This window comes from Hyphomicrobium sp. CS1GBMeth3 (assembly GCF_900117455.1).
Lineage (GTDB): Bacteria > Pseudomonadota > Alphaproteobacteria > Rhizobiales > Hyphomicrobiaceae > Hyphomicrobium_C.
Genome location: NZ_FPHO01000003.1, coordinates 13,471 through 32,448, shown reverse-complemented (window position 1 = coordinate 32,448; position 18,978 = coordinate 13,471). Strand labels below are relative to the sequence as shown.

At 65.6% G+C, this 18,978-nt stretch carries 18 protein-coding genes; all 18 read left to right on the top strand.

The features are described 5' to 3' along the window. The first annotated feature begins 30 nt into the window (after window positions 1-30). The 18 genes from CS1GBM3_RS07460 (at window position 31) to CS1GBM3_RS07385 (ending at window position 18,946) form a co-directional block, all read left to right on the top strand. Window positions 31-918 (top strand): metallophosphoesterase, encoded by an 888-nt coding sequence (locus tag CS1GBM3_RS07460; RefSeq protein WP_171946456.1) that lies wholly within the window; start codon window positions 31-33, stop codon window positions 916-918. Window positions 919-950: 32 nt separating this feature from the next. After that, entirely contained in the window at window positions 951-1,475 is a 525-nt protein-coding gene (locus CS1GBM3_RS07455) for a YbgC/FadM family acyl-CoA thioesterase (protein WP_072393924.1), read from the top strand. A 93-nt stretch (window positions 1,476-1,568) separates the two neighbouring features. Next, window positions 1,569-2,228 carry a carbonic anhydrase gene (locus CS1GBM3_RS07450; RefSeq protein WP_171946455.1) on the top strand — a complete coding sequence of 220 codons (660 nt, stop codon included), beginning with the start codon at window positions 1,569-1,571 and terminating at the stop codon, window positions 2,226-2,228. 18 nt (window positions 2,229-2,246) lie between these two features. After that, a complete protein-coding gene (locus CS1GBM3_RS07445; RefSeq protein WP_072393921.1) occupies window positions 2,247-3,215 on the top strand; it encodes an arsenic resistance protein in 969 nt (322 codons plus the stop codon). 231 nt (window positions 3,216-3,446) lie between these two features. After that, window positions 3,447-4,160, top strand: a complete 714-nt coding sequence (gene tolQ, locus CS1GBM3_RS07440) for a protein TolQ (protein WP_072393918.1) — start codon at window positions 3,447-3,449, stop codon at window positions 4,158-4,160. Window positions 4,161-4,169: 9 nt separating this feature from the next. Continuing rightward, window positions 4,170-4,625, top strand: coding sequence for a protein TolR (gene tolR, locus CS1GBM3_RS07435; protein WP_072393915.1), 456 nt, complete (start codon window positions 4,170-4,172; stop codon window positions 4,623-4,625). Window positions 4,626-4,809: 184 nt separating this feature from the next. After that, window positions 4,810-5,889, top strand: a complete 1,080-nt coding sequence (gene tolA / locus CS1GBM3_RS07430; RefSeq protein ID WP_072393912.1) for a cell envelope integrity protein TolA — start codon at window positions 4,810-4,812, stop codon at window positions 5,887-5,889. Between the two features lie 38 nt (window positions 5,890-5,927). Then, window positions 5,928-7,451, top strand: a complete 1,524-nt coding sequence (gene tolB / locus CS1GBM3_RS07425) for a Tol-Pal system beta propeller repeat protein TolB (protein WP_244534586.1) — start codon at window positions 5,928-5,930, stop codon at window positions 7,449-7,451. A 273-nt stretch (window positions 7,452-7,724) separates the two neighbouring features. After that, window positions 7,725-7,859, top strand: coding sequence for a hypothetical protein (locus tag CS1GBM3_RS20245; RefSeq protein WP_280173052.1), 135 nt, complete (start codon window positions 7,725-7,727; stop codon window positions 7,857-7,859). Window positions 7,860-7,900: 41 nt separating this feature from the next. After that, entirely contained in the window at window positions 7,901-8,023 is a 123-nt protein-coding gene (locus CS1GBM3_RS20240; RefSeq protein ID WP_280173051.1) for a hypothetical protein, read from the top strand. Between the two features lie 504 nt (window positions 8,024-8,527). Further along, the gene (gene pal / locus CS1GBM3_RS07420; protein ID WP_072393909.1) at window positions 8,528-9,037 is read left to right on the top strand and encodes a peptidoglycan-associated lipoprotein Pal; all 510 of its coding nucleotides are present in this window, start codon (window positions 8,528-8,530) and stop codon (window positions 9,035-9,037) included. 205 nt (window positions 9,038-9,242) lie between these two features. Continuing rightward, the gene (locus tag CS1GBM3_RS07415; RefSeq protein ID WP_139247838.1) at window positions 9,243-10,295 is read left to right on the top strand and encodes an OmpA family protein; all 1,053 of its coding nucleotides are present in this window, start codon (window positions 9,243-9,245) and stop codon (window positions 10,293-10,295) included. Window positions 10,296-10,466: 171 nt separating this feature from the next. Next, the gene (gene ybgF, locus CS1GBM3_RS07410; protein WP_083567309.1) at window positions 10,467-11,540 is read left to right on the top strand and encodes a tol-pal system protein YbgF; all 1,074 of its coding nucleotides are present in this window, start codon (window positions 10,467-10,469) and stop codon (window positions 11,538-11,540) included. Between the two features lie 63 nt (window positions 11,541-11,603). Beyond that, window positions 11,604-12,989: a tRNA lysidine(34) synthetase TilS gene (gene tilS, locus CS1GBM3_RS07405; RefSeq protein WP_083567307.1), complete on the top strand. Its 1,386-nt coding sequence runs from the start codon at window positions 11,604-11,606 to the stop codon at window positions 12,987-12,989. A 171-nt stretch (window positions 12,990-13,160) separates the two neighbouring features. Further along, a complete protein-coding gene (gene ftsH / locus CS1GBM3_RS07400; RefSeq protein ID WP_072393900.1) occupies window positions 13,161-15,086 on the top strand; it encodes an ATP-dependent zinc metalloprotease FtsH in 1,926 nt (641 codons plus the stop codon). Window positions 15,087-15,274: 188 nt separating this feature from the next. Continuing rightward, window positions 15,275-16,375, top strand: a complete 1,101-nt coding sequence (folP, locus tag CS1GBM3_RS07395) for a dihydropteroate synthase (protein ID WP_072393897.1) — start codon at window positions 15,275-15,277, stop codon at window positions 16,373-16,375. A gap of 143 nt (window positions 16,376-16,518) precedes the next feature. Beyond that, window positions 16,519-17,874 carry a phosphoglucosamine mutase gene (gene glmM / locus CS1GBM3_RS07390; protein ID WP_072393894.1) on the top strand — a complete coding sequence of 452 codons (1,356 nt, stop codon included), beginning with the start codon at window positions 16,519-16,521 and terminating at the stop codon, window positions 17,872-17,874. Between the two features lie 241 nt (window positions 17,875-18,115). Next, the gene (locus tag CS1GBM3_RS07385; protein WP_072393891.1) at window positions 18,116-18,946 is read left to right on the top strand and encodes an outer membrane protein; all 831 of its coding nucleotides are present in this window, start codon (window positions 18,116-18,118) and stop codon (window positions 18,944-18,946) included. Window positions 18,947-18,978: the final 32 nt, after the last annotated feature.

The window sequence follows — 18,978 nt, the reverse complement described above, 5'->3', positions numbered from 1 at the left end:
TTGTTCTCACGGCGACAAGTTCTCCAGGGCATGGCCCTCACCGGGCTCGGAACCGTGAGTTTCGGCGGCTATGCGCTGGCGGAGCCTTTGCGGGTCGGGGTGACGCGTTACACGGTCTCGCCGCCGGATTGGCCCGCGGGGCTTCCACTCCGGATCGCGATCCTCACGGACCTCCACATTTGCGAGCCCTGGCTTGGCATCGAGCGCCTCGAGGCCCTTGTCGCGCGCACCAACGCTTTGTCGCCGGACGCGGTGTTGATGCTTGGCGACTATGTGTGCGGCGGCACGCTGGCGATGTGGAGCCGCCCCGTGAAGCACGCGGACTGGGCCCGGGTGCTCGGGGGGCTCAAGGCACCGCTCGGCGTGCACGCCGTGCTCGGCAATCACGATTGGTGGGAGGATCTCGAGGCGCAACAGCGCAGAGGCGGTCCCGTGATGGCGGGCATCGCCCTCGAGAACGCGGGGATTCCCGTCTACCAGAACAACGCCGTGCGGCTTGAGAAGGACGGTCTGCCGTTCTGGCTCGCCGGGCTCGGTGACCAGTGGGCCTTCGGCTCCGGCCGGCGGCACGGACAGGAGACGTCTGGCATCGACGACCTCACGGGGACGCTGGCACAGGTGACTGACGACGCGCCGCTCATCCTCATGGTGCACGAGCCGGATATCTTCACCGAGGTGCCCGAGCGCGTGGCCTTGACCGTCGCCGGGCACACGCACGGTGGGCAGGTGGCGATCGGCGGCTATGCGCCCGTGGTGCCGTCCCGCTATGGCCAGCGCTACCTTCGCGGGCATATCATCGAGGACGGCCGCAATCTCGTGGTCTCGGCCGGCCTCGGGTGCTCGAGCCTGCCGATCCGCTTCGGCGCGCCGCCCGAGATCGTTATGATCACGGTCGAGTCGGGCCAGGCCTACGTCTGATCCGGCCTCTCTCTCTCGGATCCCCGCCTCGCATGAGCCAGACGAACGACAGCCAGACAAACGATATTTGGCCGGACCTTGCCGGCCACATCATCGACGACGAGACGGGCCGGCACCATGTGCTGCCCGTGCGCGTCTATTTCGAGGACACGGACGCTGGCGGCATCGCCTATCATGCGTCCTACATCCGGTGGTGCGAGCGCGGGCGTACGGATTTTCTGCGTCTGCTCGGCACGGATTCGCGGCGTCTGATCGATGGCTCGGCCAGCACGGAGCCGGCCGCGTTCGTCGTGCGGCGCATGAACTGCGATTTCCTGCGGCCGTCGCGCATGGACGACATCCTGACCGTCGAGACGCGCGTCAAGGAACTCGGCGGTGCCAGCGTCACGCTGCTGCAGACGGTGCTCAACAACGGCCGGCCGGTGTTCGAAGCGGTGGTGACGGTGGTGCTGGTCGCCGTGTCCGGGAAGCCGCTCAGGCTCTCGACGGCCATCCGTGGGGCCTTTGCCGGCGCGGATACGGGCCACGTGCTCGGTCCTGGCGCGGGGAAAACCTGAAGGGCTCTCGTCCACCTGTCATCAGAGGCGCATAGACAAGGCGCGGCCGCGCGGGGATGATGCGGCATGTATGGAGCCTTGCCGGGGGGCAGCATGACGACCGCAAAAGACGCGAGCGGGATCGATCTCGACATCAAGGATGCGATGCAGGGCTACGAGCGCTTCCGGCTCGAGTTCGAGCGTGACCGGGCTTTCTACAAGAGCCTTGCGACGAAGATGCAGAAGCCGCGGCTCTTATGGATCGGCTGTTCGGACAGTCGTGTGGTGCCGTCCCAGATCACGCAGGCGGATCCCGGCGAATTGTTCGAGGTGCGCAACATCGCCAACTGCGTGCCGCCGTCGTGGACTGGCGACGAGGCTGTCGGTGCGGCCATCGAGTATGCGCTCGCCCATCTCGGTATCGACGACATCGTCGTCTGCGGCCACACGGGCTGTGGCGGCATCCAGGCGCTCGCCGAGCCGATCCTGCCGGATTCGGAGGCGCATCTCGGGCGCTGGGTCGAGTACACGCGCCAAGCGCACCGGCTTGTCGCCGCGGCGCGGCTGCCGGAGGAACAGCGCAGCCTCGCGACCGTCAAGGCGCATATCCAGTTCCAGCTCGACAACCTCATGACGTACGAGGTCGTCGCCAAGGGTGTTGCCGAAGGCCGCGTCGGCATCCACGGCTGGCTCTATGTCATGGATGAGGGCGAGTTGCAGGCTTACGACCCGAAGTCCGGCACTTGGCGCGGGCTGCTTGAGACGGCCGCTTAGTCGCGGCGCGCTTCGCAGATGCAACGCGAGACGCTCGAGCGTCATCAGGTCTGGGTCTATCTCGCTGCGATTGTCGTGGGGCTGGTGCTCGGCTCCGTCGCGCCAGGGCTGGCGCCCATTCTGGATGGGTTGCTCTGGCCGAGCCTCGCGGCGCTGCTCTATGTGACGTTCACGCAGGTGCCGCTCGCGCATCTGCCGGCCGCCTTTCGCGATCTGCGCTTCATAACGGCGGTGCTCGGCGGCAACTTCCTGCTGCTGCCAGTGCTGGTGTGGGGACTGCTGGCTCTGGTGCCCGACGATCGGGCCGTGCGGCTCGGCGTGCTGCTGGTGCTGCTCGTGCCGTGTACGGACTGGTTCATCACGTTCACGCATCAGGCACGCGGGGACGTGCGTCGGGCCATTGCGGTGACGCCCGTCGTGCTGGTGGTGCAGATCGTGCTGCTGCCGCTCTACCTCTGGCTCTTCATGGGCGAGGGCTTCGCCGAGATCGTTTCCGCCGGACACATGACGACGGTGTTCGTGGTCGTGATCGTGGCGCCGCTGGCGCTTGCCTACCTCACCGAGCGGTGGGCGGAGCGGGCGCTAGCACGGAGCGCCGTGATCGAGCAGCTCGGGTGGCTGCCGGTGCCGCTGCTGGCCCTGGTGCTATTTCTTATCGCGGCGTCGCAAGTCGAGGCGGCCACAAGCGCTGTCACGCTGCTCGGCGACGTGGCGGCGGCATTCATTGGTTTCCTAATAGGCGCGGCAGCCTTGGGCGTGCTGCTCGGACGCGTGTTCGCGCTGCCGTTGGAACAGGCGCGCACGCTGCTGTTCAGCTTCGCGACGCGCAACTCGTTCGTGGTGCTGCCGTTCGCGCTGGCACTGCCCGCGGGATGGGAGGCGACGGCGATCGTCGTCGTCTTCCAGTCCATGCTCGAGCTTTTCGGTATGCTGTTGTTCCTGTGGCTGGTTCCGCGCCTGCTGCTGCCGATAGGTGCCGCCCGCTAGACGCATCTTGCGGCCCTTGTTTGGTCATATTGCGCGGCAACAAGGACCTTGATGGTCCGTGCGCGCCAGTGCACGTTGCAGTCCGCCAAGGGGGGCGAGATTGCCGATTCGGCACACTTCTTCTTCACGGGGCACTCGGCCGCCCGCTCTATTGATGGGACCGGTGACGCTTGCTTCGGACGCGCCGTCCGAAGGCGATCATGGTCCGAGCCTCGAACGACGGTTGACGCAATGAATCCGGCAGACGTGACGCAGACCGCACTTGCGCCTCAGGCGCACGGCGTTTCCTTCATCGAGCTCTTCCTGCAAGCTTCACCCACCGTCCAGGCGGTGATGATCGGCCTCGGGCTGGCGTCCATCTGGTCCTGGGCCATCATCATAGAGAAGCTGATCGCTTTCCGGCGGGCGCGCATCGAGGCGGATCGCTTCGAGCAGACCTTCTGGTCGGGGCAATCGCTCGACGAGCTTTACAACGGGCTGTCGCGGGGGCCGGCGATCTCGATGGCGGCGCTGTTCGTCGCGGCGATGCGCGAATGGAAGCGCTCGGTCGAGGGTAACATTCGCGCGCTTGGCGGTATTCAGCTGCGCGTCGAGAAGGTCATGGACGTCACCATCAGCCGAGAGATGGAGCGGCTCGACCGCCGGCTTCTGTTCCTCGCCACCGTGGGCTCGACGGCGCCGTTCGTCGGTCTCTTCGGCACGGTGTGGGGCATCATGACGAGCTTCCAGGCCATCGCCATTTCCAAGAACACCAACCTCGCAGTCGTGGCGCCGGGCATCGCGGAAGCGCTGTTTGCGACCGCGCTCGGCCTCATGGCGGCCATTCCGGCGGTGGTATTCTACAACAAATTCCAGGCGGACTCGGCGCACATCAGCCAGCGCCTCGAGGCGTTCGCCGATGAGTTCGCCGCCATCGTCTCGCGGCAGATCGACGTCAGGAGCTGACGACCTCCGATGGGGATGAGCATCAAAGCCAGTGGAGGCGGTCGGCGACGCAGCCGGCGCTCACGCAGTGCGCCCATGAGCGAGATCAACGTCACGCCGTTCGTGGACGTGATGCTGGTGCTGCTCATCATCTTCATGGTGGCCGCGCCGCTGCTCACCGTTGGCGTGCCGATCGAGCTGCCGCAGTCGCAGGGCAAGCAGCTCGAGAGCAACCATGAGCCGCTGACAGTCTCGGTTTCGTCCAACGGTGATGTTTTCATCGGCGAAACGCAGGTGCCGCTCGATGAGATCTCGGAGAAGCTCAAGGCCATTGCCAAGAACGGCGTCGACGAGCAGATCTTCGTGCGCGGCGACAAGGGGATCACCTACGGCACGGTGATGCGCGTCATGGGACGAATCAGCGCCGGCGGGTTCAAAAAGGTGTCGCTGGTGACCGAGGTCGAGGAAGGGGCTGCGGCCCAATAGCCCGCATAGGGCGGCTCCTGGGATGGCGTCCGCCCGCCGGGCCGTACGAGGACGAAGGCAGGATGCAAGAGAGGCGAGCACAGGCGCGCGTGGGCACCGCTCTCCGGATGGCGGTGCAGCCGTGTGTGCGTCGGTGCTCTCTCGCCCGGGTCGATGATCAATCCAACAGCGACGGGGTTCGACCGTGCCGTTCGGACTGACCGTCTCCATCCTGTTGCATGCTGGCGCGCTGGTGTGGGCCTACCTTGCCATGGCATCGACACCACCGCTGAAGGCGCCTGAGCCCGAGCCGATCGAGGTGGCGCTGATCACGCCGTCCGATCTCCTGGCGCTCAAGAAGGGCAGCACGACCGCGACCGAGCTCGAGGCGAAAGCCAAGGAAAATCCGAATCCCGAGGTGTCGAAGGTCGAGGCCGAAAAGGCCAAGCCGATCGTGGCGCCGGAGCTGCCGGTCGAGCCGACACCGGAGCCCGAGCCTGAGAAGAAAGCCGCCGAGACGCCACCGCCGGTGCCCGCAAAGGAGCCGCCGCCCAAGGCCGATCCGATTGCGGAGAAGCTCGCAACGCTGCCGCCTCCCGAGCCGCCGGGCCCGACGCCCGACGAGATGAAGCGCGCTGAAGAAGAAAAGAAGGCCGAGGAAGCCAAGAAAGCGGAAGAGGCCAAGAAGGCAGAAGAGCAGCGCAAGGCCGAAGAAGAGAAGAAGGCCGAGGCGGAGAAAAAGAAGCAGGCAGAAGCCGCGAAAAAGAAAAAAGAAGCCGAGCGCAAGAAGAAGCTCGCCGAGCAGAAGCGCAAGGAAGACGCCAAGAAGAAAAAGCAGCAGCAGGCCGACCGGCTGGCGGCGCTGCTCGACAAGGATCCGACGCGCAAGGGCGCGCCCAATTCGGCGAGCGAGCCGATGAACCCGACGGACTACACGGGTCCGACGGCGGGTGCGCGCGAGGGAAATGCCCCCGTGCTCTCGGTGCGCGAGCAGGACCTTCTGCGCGCGCAGATCAGCGCGCAGCTCAGGCAATGCTGGAAGCTGCCGGGTGGTGGTGGTGGCATCGAGACCATGGTGGTCACGCTGCGCTGGCGGCTCTTTCCGGACGGCTCGCTCGACGGCGAGCCGGCGCTCGAAGCGCCGCAGTCCGGTCCGGTGTACCAGATTGCAGCGGAGGCGGCCGTGCGCGCGGTGAAAGCCTGCTCGCCGTTTACGCTTCCCCCCGACAGATATTGGGCCTGGAGGTCGATTATCTGGGATTTCGACCCGCGCGAAATGCTGTAGGCGTGAGGCGGCCACGATTTCAGTGCAAGATGAGAGAAATGACCGAAGCTCTTCCCCCCATTCGCGCCGCTCGGATGTCTCCGATCCGGATGCTCCACCCGGCAGCGCTCCTCACGCTCCTGGCCTTTCTCGTGATGCTGCTGGTTGCCGCGGCGCCGGCCTTCGCGCAGACGGATGACGCCTATCGCCCGCCTGCGGGCGGCGGTGGCGGCGGCGGATTCGGAGATCAGTTGCGCGAGCAAGGATACGACGTGCCGCCTCCCCCTCCGCAGGGGCCACCGCCTGGCGGCTATCAGGGCGGCGGCCAGGACGGCTTCAGCTCAGAGGGCTTGCGCGGTACGCAGCGCCAGGGCGTCGTGGCACCGATCCCGATCGCGATCCCGGCCTTTACGGGCGATGATCCGAAGCTCGCTCAGGACGTGGCGCAGGTGCTGATGGCGGATCTCGAGCGCTCGGGTCTGTTTCAGCCGCTCGATCCGGCGTCGTTCCTTGAAAGAATCAGTGATGTCAACGCGTTGCCGCGCTTCCCGGACTGGCGCCAGATCGGCGCGGAGGCACTGGTCGTGGGGCGCGTCACGCGCAGCGGCGACGGGCGTTTGACATCGGAGTTCCGGCTGTGGGACGTGACCAGCGGCAAGCAGCTCGCCGGGCAGCGCTTCACCACCGGCTCGCAGAACTGGCGTCGCGCCGGCCATCTCGTCGCCGATCAGGTCTATGAGCGGCTCACGGGTGAGAAGGGCTACTTCGACACGCGTGTGGTGTTCGTCGACGAGACCGGCTCCAAGGCCAAGCGGATCAAGCGTCTCGCGATCATGGACCAGGACGGGGCCAACGTGCGCCTGCTGTCGCAAGGCCAGGAGCTCGTGCTCACGCCGCGATTCAATCCGGTCGCGAGCGAGATCGTGTACATGGCCTACACCAAGGACCAGCCGCACGTGTTCCTCATGAACCTCGAGACGGGCAAGCGCGAGGCTGTCGGCGAGTTTCCGGGCATGACATTCGCGCCGCGCTTTTCGCCGGACGGTCAGCGGGTGGTCATGAGCCTGCAGAGCGGAGGCGATTCCAATATCTACGAGATGGACCTTCGGACTCGGCAGTCGCGCCAGCTCACGTCGGCGGGGGCGCTGGATACCGGCCCCAGCTATGCGCCGGACGGGCAGTACATCGTGTTCGAATCCGACCGCGAAGGCACCCAGCAGCTCTACGTGATGGGGCGGGACGGCTCCAATCCGCGCCGGATCAGCATGGGCGAGGGGCGCTACTCGACGCCGGTCTGGTCGCCGCGCGGTGACTACATCGCCTTCACCAAGCAGCTCGCCGGGCGATTCCTGATCGGCGTGATACGCCCCGACGGCTCGGGAGAGCGTATTCTTACCGAGGGGTATCACAATGAGGGGCCTACCTGGGCCCCGAACGGGCGCGTGCTCATGTTCTTCCGCGAGAGCCAGGGCGAGGAGGGCGGTTCGCGAATCTATTCGGTCGATCTCACGGGCTACAACGAGCGAGTCGTGAGCACCCCTTCGTACGCCTCGGATCCGGCCTGGTCGCCGCTCCTCAACTGAGGCGCTCGTTTACTCGCGCTTAACCCTGAAGGGGCTATTCTTGCATCTGCGCCTTGCGTGGAAGGCGATCCAGTTTTGCGTTGAGACTCAAGGCTCTACGGGGCCGGTTTTGTCGTGCGTCATCGGCCCGTGGAGCCTCAACAACGGCGTGGCATTTTCGCATCTACGAGGGTGGAAAACAGTGATCTTCTACCCTCTGTTCTTGAACAAATCATGCCGTGCCGGTACCCAAATATTCGGCTCGTTGCCGAACAAGCATCAGGAGATAAGACCATGCAGGGTGTGAAGGGGCTGATTGTTCTCTCGGCTGCCGTTGTCGCTGTTGCACTCGGTGCGTGCCGTCGTGAAGAAGCGGCACCGCTGAAGCTCGGCGCCGAGGTTCCGACTGCCACGGAAGTGGCTCGCTAACGTCCGAAATTTCACTTTGGGACACAACAGGAGATACTACCATGAAGGGCGCTATCGTTCTCGCTGCCGCTGTCGTTGCTGTCGCTCTCGGCGCTTGCCGTCGTGAAGAGGCCGCTCCGCTGAAGCTCGGCGTTGAGGCTCCGGCCGTCGTCGACGTTCGCTAATACAGCGGGCAGAGATCAGTCCAGGCTTTGGTCTGGACTGTTCTGAAGAGATTAGAGCTGTCGCAGCGAATGCTGCGACAGCTCTTTCTTTTTTGTACATGGCTTTTTGTCGCTTTGTTTGCAGGGCGTGAGTTTCTTCAGGGCAGATATCGTCCTCGCTGCGCGCATGAAGCCGCGGCGGATCGGCCACTGTTTCCCCAGGCAATTATGCAACTGTCACAAATCGCGCCTTGTCGTGCGCGGCGCCCTCGCGCATGCTCTTTTGCAGAGCCGGCGGGGTTTCTCGCGAGTCGATGCGTCGTGCCCTCGGCCGGATAGCAAAACCAAAATTGTCGCGCGCGGGCTTGAGTTGGCAATGGCTGCTGTTTCTCTGCGGATCTATGCCGCACGGATGTTCCGGCCACATTTTTGTACTCAGGCTCAGGTATCAGGTCCCTTCATGGGGAGTTACGAGGCTCCGGTGAGCGACGCGCCGCCCGTAGAGCCGATGAAAGGATTAAATTGATGGCGGCTGTTTTTCGGGCCTCCGGCTTCGCTTGCGCGTTGCTTCTTCTGATCTCGGGTGCGGGTCTTGGCGGCTGTGCCAACAACCAGAACGACCCCAATGCGCAACTCGGGCCGGATGGGCGGGGACCGATCACGCCCGGCACCAGCCGTGACTTTGCCGTCAACGTCGGCGATCTCGTTTACTTCTCGTCCGACAGTAGCGATCTGACGCCCGAGGCGCAGGCCACGCTGCAGAAGCAGTCGCAGTGGCTGCGCCAGTACGCGCAGTTCACCATCACCATCGAGGGTCACGCCGACGAGCGCGGCACGCGCGAGTACAACATCGCCCTGGGCGCCCGGCGTGCAACCTCGGTGCGCAACTTCCTGGCGCAGAACGGCGTGGCGCCGAATCGCATTCGCACGATCTCCTACGGCAAGGAGCGTCCGGTGGCCGTCTGTAACGACATCTCGTGCTGGTCTCAGAACCGGCGCGCCCAGACCGTCCTAAACAGCCGCGTCGCCTCCTGACGCGCCCCTTAAGGGTTCAGGGAGCGGAGCCGGTTGCTGGCGGTCGCTCTCCTAAGGCAGCGTAACAAAGCTGTCACAGTCATTTCCCGGTCGCGGTATTGCCCGCCTTCGGGCCACCCCCTGGCAAAGTTTGGCCGTATTGGAAGCGCACAGCTTTTGTCTTGACGACAGAGGCGTTTGGCTCATCCGATTGCGGGAGATTAGGGTGCCAAGCTTGCGCATAGGATGCGCGCCGCGACTTCAGACGGCGATCCGATCACACTGGCGCGCGCGCGCAATGGTCGGCGGGTTTGCCGCCGTGGCATTCTGTGGTGCAGCCGTGGCGCAGGCGCAAAATGGCGCTGGATTCAACGATCTGCCCGACAACACCCATCCATTCGACCTCAACACACCGCACGATGGATTTTCCGTCGTGGACCCGCTCGAGGGTGTGCCCGAGCGCAGGCGCGAGAGCGATGAGGGCGTCGGCAGCTGGTTCTTCCCGGGGTGGAGCTCCAAACCGTCCGCCGAGAAGAGTGCTGAGGATCTCTATAAGGCCGGGACCGCAGCTCTCGAAGCGGGCCGTCGCGAGGAGGCGCAGCGGCTCTTCGAGCAGGTGATCTCGCAAGATCCGGGAAGCGCGCGCGCGCGGGCTGCACGCCAGCAGCTCGGCGAAATCTATCGAGGCGTCACAGGCGAGCCGCAGGCTATTCCCGCGGCGCGCAGCAGCGTCACGGGACCCACGCCGCGGGCGAGGAATGGCGGAGTGGATAGCGCGTCGGTGCTGTCCGGGATCTCGCAGGCCGTGTCGCCTACCGCGCTTTTGCGTGCGCGCGTTTCGCCTGCCGTCGACGGGCAGTTTCTTTCCGATGCCGGAGACCGCGTGTTCTTCGGGACCGGCAACGCGGGGCTCGGCTCGCGGGCTCGTGGCGTCATACAGGCTCAGGCGCGATTTCTGATCCGCTTTCCGAATCTCTACGTGGCCATCGAGGGCTATGCCGACGATGGAGCGATGTCGGACGAGGACGTGCAGCGCCTCTCCGAGGAGCGCGCCGCCGTCGTGCGCGACCGCTTAATCGCGGAGGGCGTCGGTGCGGAGCGGATCATTGCTTACGGGCGGGGAGGTGGAGGCCGCGTCTCCGATTGCCCAGCCCCCGAGTGCATGGCGCAGAACCGGCGCGCGGTGACGATCCTGCTCATGCGCCGTATCGAAACTCGCCCCGTGCGCCACGCCGACGGGGATGACCAGCCCGGACCAGGCCGGCCGCCGATGCAGTAAGCCATCCGTGGCCTGCGGCCTCGAAAGGACGTCGTTCAAGTTGACAAGAGTGGGCAGAGGGCGGACAGCGTGCGTGCCTTTTGGGGTGCCGGAATGGGCTGTCGCCTTCCATCCGGAACCGTGCAGGGATAGGCTTTGCCTCAAGATCTAACGAAGGAGGGCGTTTCGCTCATGCAGTCCAAGCCAGTTCCGACGGCGCGTGCCGCGCGAGGGGCCGCGTGCCTCATGCTCGCGTTGCTCTGGGGCGCGGGCGGTGCCGTGGCGCAGGGCGTGGTGAGCGAGGAGTTGCCGACGGTCAAAGGCGCGCAAGGCAAGGCGCAGCAGAAGGGGCCCGCCGGCGGGGGCGATGCTGGATTGCGTGAGCGCGTCGAGCAGCTCGAAGGCCAGCTCGTCGATCTGCAGGTCGTGATCGGCACGCTGGAATCGCTGGCGCGCACGGGCGGCACCGTGTCGGCGCCCGCTCGCTCCGACGCCGGTGGCGGAGGCCTCGGCGGTGGAGATCGCGCGCGCCTCGACAGCTTGGAAACGCAGATCCGGGCGCTCACCGCGCAGGTCGAGCAGCTTTCGCAGGAGTTTCGCGCGGGCGGCGGGCCACAGCGCAGGTCGGAGCTCGGCGGGTTCGAGGAGCCGCCTCAGGCGAGCCGTTTCGGCTCCACCACCGTGACATCCGATACCGCAGGGCCGCAGGGCCTCGACGATCCGGGCGCCGGTTTCGGTCCTCCTCAACCGGGACCGAACGTCGGTGCGCCGCCGCCGGCCACCTACGGTGGTCCGACGCCGCCGCCGACCTATGGCTCCGAGTCGCTGCCGCCGGCGGCGGGCGGTGGGCAGCTGGCCGCCATCGAGCCGGGTGGTGGCATGAGCTCGAAGCAGCTCTACGAGACAGCTTATGGCTATCTACTGCAGCAGGACTACGGCGCGGCGCAGGCCGGGTTCCGAGACTTCCTCAAATCCCATCCGCAGGATCCGCTGGCACCGAACGCGCTCTATTGGCTCGGCGAGTCGCACTACGTGCAGCGGAACTACGCCGATGCCGCCGAGGCGTTCGATCTCGTCGTCTCGGCTTATGGCTCGAGCAGCAAGGCACCGGATGCGCAGCTCAAGCATGGCATGTCGCTCGCCCAGCTCGGCAAGCGGCAGGACGCTTGCGCGACGCTGCGTGGCGTCGGTTCGAAGTTTCCCAATGCGCCTGTGCAGATCAAGGCCAAGGCCGACAGCGAGCGGCAGAGAATCGGCTGCCCGTGACCGATCGGTGGCGGGGTCGCCGGGATCGTGCCTGGGTTTCATTGCAAAAGCTCTGAGCGTGCCATGCGGCTCGCCGGGGCCGAGAGGGTCTCGGACGAGCTGACCGTGCACGATCAGGATCTCGATCTTTTGTTCGGCCCGCTTCTCGCGCCCTTCAAGCGCGCGGTGCTCGCCGTCTCTGGCGGGTCTGATAGCATGGCGCTGATGGTGCTCGCCGCGCGATGGGTGGCGTCGGGGCGCGCACCCGCCGGACTGATGCTCGACGTTGCGACGGTCGATCATGGCCTGCGGGCGAGCTCGGCGCGCGAAGCGGATTGGGTGGCCGAGCGGGCGAAGGCGCTGGGGTTCTCGCATACGACACTCGTGTGGGGCGGCAACAAGCCGGGATCGGCGTTGCAGGCGCGGGCGCGCGAAGCCCGTTACGCGCTGCTCGTCGCGCATGCGCGCGCCGATACGCCGGCGGCGGTGGTGACGGCGCACACGCGTGACGATCAAGCGGAGACGCTGCTGATGCGGCTCGGCCGCGGCAGCGGTCTCGACGGTCTTGCCGGCATGGCGCCGGTGCGGCCGCTGTTGCCGGATGGCTCGGTTCAGCTCGTGCGACCGCTGCTGGCGCTCAGCAAGGCTTCACTCATCGCCATGCTGCGCGAGGTTGGCAGCACATGGATCGACGATCCTTCCAACGAGCGCCTCGACTTCGAGCGCGTGCGGCTCAGGGGGGCACGCGATCATCTCGTGGCGCTCGGCCTTTCGAACGACAAGCTGGCGCTCAGCGCCACGCGGCTCTGGCGGGCGCGCGATGCGCTCGATCAGGTCACCGAGGCGAAACTCAGGACGCTGGTCGATGAGCATGGGGGCGTCTATGGCTCGCTTGAGCGCGCTGCGTGGGAGGCGGAGCCGGAGGAAATCCGCGTGCGTCTTCTGGCGCGGCTGATTGGCGCCTTCGGGGGCGAGGCGCGGCCGGCACAGCTGTCTCAGGTGGAAGCGTTGGTCGCGGCGCTCGCGCGGGGGCGTCCCATGGCGCAGACGCTCGCGGGTTGCATCGTCTCGCAGGGTCGCACGACGTTGCGCCTCTACCGTGAGCCCGGCCACCATACGCTCCGGACGCTGCGTCTGACGCCGGGCGACGAGGCGGTATGGGACATGCGGTTCCGGCTCCGGTACGCGGTGCCGGAAGCCGATGCGCCGGGCGACGACGGCGTCGGGATGGCGGCCCGGGAGGGGCCCGCGGCGATGGAGCCGGTGGTCGTGCGGCCGCTGGGGTTGCAAGCTTATGCAACCCTTAGGGGGCGGCTTGCGCCCAAGGACCGGCCTCCTGCGCGGGCGGCGGCTGGCCTGCCCTCGATCTGGGCGGAGGAGCGTCTGCTTGCCGTGCCGAGCCTTTCCGGCGCGCCCAGCGACAACCGTTTCCGTGCGGAATTTCTGGGGCTTAAGCGGGAGTTGCGCTAGCTCAAGGCGCGCGCTTCACGAGTTGGGAAGGCTGTCGTGTCATCTCTCGTGCTGGCGGGGGCATTAAACTTGGCAAACTCAGGTGCGGCACCTATCTTAAACTCCAGTTATTAGACGCGGATCCAAGCCGGCTCACTTCCATCCCTGTTGCCGGCTTTTTCGGGAAATCAGATGAATCCGAATTTTCAGAAGCTTGCGATCTGGGTAGCGGTTTTCGTGCTGCTCGCCGCGCTGTTCAACCTTTTCAACAGTCCGAACCAGACCCGCCGGGGTGCTGAGATCAGCTACTCGGACTTCCTCAACGCGGTCGATGCCGGGACGGTGGCGGAGGTGACGCTGGCGGGCAACCGCATCTACGGCACCATGCGCGACAACGCCGCGCCGTTCTCGAGCTATGCGCCATCGGATCCTTCGCTCGTCGAGCGGCTCAAGGCCAAGGACGTCAAGTTCAAGGCGCGGCCTTCCGACGAGGACGTGCCGTCGATCCTGTCCGTGCTGCTCAACTGGTTCCCCATGCTGCTCCTGATCGCGGTCTGGGTGTTCTTCATGCGCCAGATGCAGTCCGGCTCGGGACGCGCCATGGGCTTCGGCAAGAGCCGGGCTAAGCTGCTCACCGAGCGGCAGGGTCGCGTCACGTTCGAGGACGTGGCGGGCGTGGACGAAGCGAAGTCCGACCTCGAGGAGATCGTCGAGTTCCTGCGCGATCCGCAGAAGTTCCAGCGGCTCGGCGGGCGCATTCCGCGCGGCGCGCTGCTCGTCGGTCCTCCGGGTACCGGCAAGACGCTGATCGCGCGTGCGGTCGCGGGCGAAGCGAACGTGCCGTTCTTCACGATCTCGGGCTCCGACTTCGTCGAGATGTTCGTCGGCGTCGGCGCGAGCCGCGTGCGCGACATGTTCGAGCAGGCGAAGAAGAACGCGCCGTGCATCATCTTCATCGACGAGATCGACGCCGTCGGTCGCCACCGCGGCGCGGGCCTCGGCGGCGGCAACGACGAGCGCGAGCAGACGCTCAACCAGCTGCTCGTCGAGATGGACGGCTTCGAGGCCAACGAGGGCATTATCATCATCGCGGCGACGAACCGTCCGGACGTGCTCGACCCGGCGCTTCTGCGTCCGGGCCGCTTCGACCGGCAGATCGTGGTGCCTAACCCGGACATCGCGGGTCGCGAAAAGATCCTCAAGGTGCACATGCGCAAGGTGCCGGTGGCGCCCGACGTGGATCCCAAGGTCATCGCGCGCGGCACGCCCGGCTTCTCGGGCGCGGATCTCGCCAACCTCGTCAACGAGGCGGCACTGCTCGCCGCACGTCGCAACAAGCGGCTCGTGACGCAGATCGAGTTCGAGGACGCCAAGGACAAGGTCATGATGGGCGCCGAGCGGCGTTCCATGGTGATGAGCGAGGAGGAGAAGCGCAACACGGCCTATCACGAGGCGGGCCACGCCATCGTTGGTCTCTCCGTGCCGTACGATCCTCTGCACAAGGTCACCATCATCCCGCGCGGGCGTGCGCTCGGCGTGACGATGAACCTGCCGGAAGGCGATCGGCATAGCCGCACGCGGCAGTGGTGCGAGGCGCGCCTTGCCGTGCTGTTCGGCGGCCGTGAGGCCGAGATCCTGCTCGGCGGCCCGGAGAACGTGACCAACGGCGCGACGGGCGACATCCAGATGGCGACGCAGCTCGCCCGCGCCATGATCATGGAGTGGGGTATGTCCGACAAGCTCGGGCGCGTCCGCTACAATGGTAACGAGCAGGAGGTGTTCCTCGGGCACTCCGTCACGCAGACCAAGAACCTCTCCGACGAGACCGCGAAGCTCATCGACGAGGAGATCCGCAATCTCATTCACACGGGTGAGGAGAAGGCGAAGAAGATCCTGACCGAGAACATCGACAAGCTGCACGCCGTGGCCAAGGCGCTGCTCGACTTCGAGACCGTCTCCGGCGAGGAGGTGGCGGCGATCATGCGCGGCGAGACGATCGTGCGGCGTGACGATGACAACTCGAAGGGCTCGCCCGCTTCGGCGGTGCCGACGGCTGGCCGCTCGCGTCCGCGCGAGGAGCCGGGCGCCGGCGGCATGGAGCCTCAGCCGCAGACTTGATGCTGAGGCACAGGCTCGCTTAAGTTCGCAACGGCCGCGACGGTGTCGCGGCCGTTCTGTTTTGATGTGACCGATGATGCACGTTTCGGACTTTGTTTCGCTGCCGTTTCACGTCACGCCGGATAGGCGGCGCGACGATCGGAGCGAGTAGGGTCTGAAGTGATCACGGTCTGCTTGAAGAGACTTCCATGCAGCGATCGATTTACATCCGCCCGCTCGGCATCTATTGGGCGCGGCTTGGCACGCCGGAGTCGGAGGCTCCGCAGGAGATCTGGGGCGGTTTACCGCTCGCCGGAGGGCCGCTCGCGTTCTCGGCGCTCGAGGTGCTCGAGCGCGCGCCGGGGGGCACGGTGCGGCGTACGATCGGGCTCGGTGATCTCTTCGAGCGTGATTGGGGCCGCCACACGCTCTCGGCATCGGACCTCATCGAGGAGATCCGCGCGCCGCGACCGCGGCTTGCGGGGCTTTCGCTCGATCGGCCGCGCATCATGGGCATCGTCAACGTGACGCCCGACAGCTTCTCGGATGGCGGCCTGCACGACAGTGCCACGGCGGCCATCGCGCATGGATTGAAGCTCGCCGAGGAGGGTGCGGACATCCTCGATATTGGGGGCGAGTCCACGCGTCCGGGCTCGGACACCGTGTCGGTCGACGACGAGCTTCGCCGCGTCATCCCCGTCATCGAGGGGCTCAGGGCTAAAACTGACGCGCTGATCTCCATCGATACGCGCAAGGCCGCGGTGATGCGGCGGGCGGCGGCCGCGGGCGCCGATATCCTGAATGACGTCTCGGCGTTGACGTACGATCCGGCGGCACTCGAGGTGGCGGCGGCGAGCGGGCTGCCGGTCATGCTGATGCACGCCCAGGGCGATCCCAAGACGATGAACGACAATCCGCAGTACAGCGATGTCGTACTCGACGTGTTCGATTTTCTCGAGCAGCGGATCCGGGCCTGCCTCGAAGCCGGCATTCCGAAGTCGCGCCTCATTGCGGATCCCGGCATCGGTTTCGGCAAGCATCTGCATCACAACGTGGCCGTGCTCAACGCCATGAGCCTCTACCATGGCCTCGGCGTGCCGGTGCTGCTCGGTGCCAGCCGCAAGAAGCTGATCGGGCAGCTCTGCAATGTGGAGGCGCCGCGGGACCGGGTGCCGGGGTCGCTCGCTGCTGCGCTGCACTCGGTGGCGCAGGGTATCCAGATCGTTCGCGTTCACGACGTGGCAGAAACCCGGCAGGCGCTGGCGGTGTGGGAGGCGGCGGAGGCGGGTTCAGAAGCGGGGCTGGCGTAGGGGCCGAGGCGCCGGAAGAAGCGGTTTTTTCGAACGGTGTTAAGCGTTCCAAAACCGGTGGGCGTCTACAAAGACATGCCTTGGCCCCGGCGCGCAACGGCCCTAAAATCGCGTGGGGTTGGATTTCCGGGCAAGGGGTTGAGATGACACGCCGCTATTTCGGCACGGACGGTATCCGGGGGCTTGCGAACAAGCATCCGATGACGTCGGAGGTCGCGCTCAAGGTTGGGATGGCGGCCGGAAAGCTTTTCCAGAACGGCACGCACCGGCATCGCGTCGTCATCGGCAAGGATACGCGTCTCTCCGGCTACATGCTTGAGGCAGCGCTGATGAGCGGCTTCACCTCTGTTGGCATGGACGTGTTCCTGCTCGGCCCGATGCCGACGCCCGCGGTTGCCATGCTGACGCGGAGTCTCCGCGCCGATCTCGGTGTCATGATCTCGGCTTCGCATAACCGCTACAGCGATAACGGCATCAAGCTGTTCGATCCGGACGGCTACAAGCTGTCGGACGACGTGGAACTCGAAATCGAGCAGCTCATCGACGGGCCCGCCGAGCCGCTGCTCGCGCCTTCCGATCGCATCGGTCGTGCGACGCGCGTCGACAGCGCGCAAGAGCGCTACATCGAGTTCGCGAAGCGCACACTGCCGAAGAACCTCAAGCTCAACGGGCTCCGCATCGTCATCGATTGCGCGCATGGCGCAGCCTACAAGGTGGCGCCGGAAGCGCTGTGGGAGCTCGGCGCCGAGGTGATCAAGATCGGAGTCGATCCCGACGGACGCAACATCAATTACAAGTGCGGTTCGACTGCGCCTGAGGCGCTGATCGACAAGGTGCGTGAAGTTCGAGCAGACATCGGCATCGCGCTCGACGGCGACGCGGACCGCGTGGTGATCGTCGACGAGAAAGGCAACATCGTCGATGGCGACCAGCTGATGGCGGTGATTGCCGAAAGCTGGCAACGGCGCGGCAAGCTCAGCGCGGGCGGCATCGTTGCGACCGTGATGAGCAACCTTGGCCTTGAGCGCTATCTCAAGGGGCAGGGGCTTTCGCTGGTGCGCACGCCGGTGGGTGATCGTTACGTCGTCGAGCACATGCGGCGCCATGGCTACAATGTCGGCGGCGAGCAGTCGGGGCACATCGTGCTTTCGGATTTCACGACGACAGGCGACGGGCTCGTGTCGTCGCTGCAGCTGCTGGCGTGCGTCGTGGCAACGGGACGTCCTGTGTCGGAAGTGTGCGCGCGCTTCACGCCGCTTCCGCAGGTGCTGCAGAACGTGCGCTATTCGAGCGGCCGGCCGCTTGAAGACAAGCGCGTGCGTAAGGTCATTGAAGGTGCCAAGCAGCAACTCGGCGACAGCGGACGTCTGGTCATTCGTCCGTCGGGCACCGAGCCCGTGATCCGCGTCATGGCGGAGGGCGATGACCAGCAGCTTGTCCAGACGGTGGTTGGCGAGATCGTCGAGGCGGTGAAAGAGGCCGCGCAGGCGGCCGCCTGAGACGCGTCCTCTTCGTACGGTTTATCTGATCGCTGTTGTTCGCGGGACGGTGCAGGCTTGCCGTTCGCTATCCTTTGAATGATGTATGTTTTTCGGTGCTCCAGCTGAGGCGCGTCGCAAAACGAAGCGCCGTTTAAGCCCCTATTAAACGTTCTAAGACAAAGTCCCGGCGATGCCAGTGCTGCGTCGTGTCCGGTCCTGTGTGCGCCCGCGCCGGGACACTCTTCGAAAGGGATTGTTGATGAGAATCTCACGCGTTTGCGCCCTCGTGGGCGCAGCCGTCAGCGCAGCCGTGCTCGCTGTGTCGTTTGCGCCGGCACAGGCCGCCGATCTTGGATACGGTAGCGTGAAGGATATCCCGCCGCCCGCGCCGTCGGGCCGCGCGTGGTACCTCAAGGGCACCATCGGCATGACAAACTCGGAGCCGGGCGGGCTTTGGACCGGCGAGTACGCGTCGGGCGACTTCTCGATCCATCACAAGGACATCAAGAGCGCACCGCTTTACGGCATCGGCATCGGCGTCGAGCACAGCCGGTGGCTGCGCTTCGACATCACGGGCGAGTATCGCGGCAAGCAGCATTTCGTTGCGCATGACTCGTACAACAACGGTGGTCCCTGTCCTGGCTCGGGCTGCGGTACCAACGATCATTCGGCCAATCTCGAAAGCTGGCTCGGCTTGTTCAATGCCTACATCGATCTCGGCACGTGGCATGGCGTGACGCCGTATGTCGGCGGCGGTGTCGGTCTGACCTCGATCACCACGATGGGCTACAAAGACATCAATGTGCCGACAGGTGGTTTCGCCTACGCAGTGAACGACAAGACGACGACCAACTTCGCGTGGGCGCTCTATGCGGGGTTGAGCTACGACGTCACCGACCGCTTCACGCTCGACCTCGGCTATCGCTATACCGATCTCGGATCTATCAAGACGAGCGCCGTCAGGACCTACGACGATCCCGAATTGCTCAGCCCGTTCGAGGTTCACGATATCGTCTCGCACGACCTACTGTTCAGTGGGCGCTTCCGTCTCGACCGCCCGGCGCCCTCCTATCCGGTAGCATTCAAATAGAGATTGAAGGCGCGGCCCCTGGTTTTTTGCGT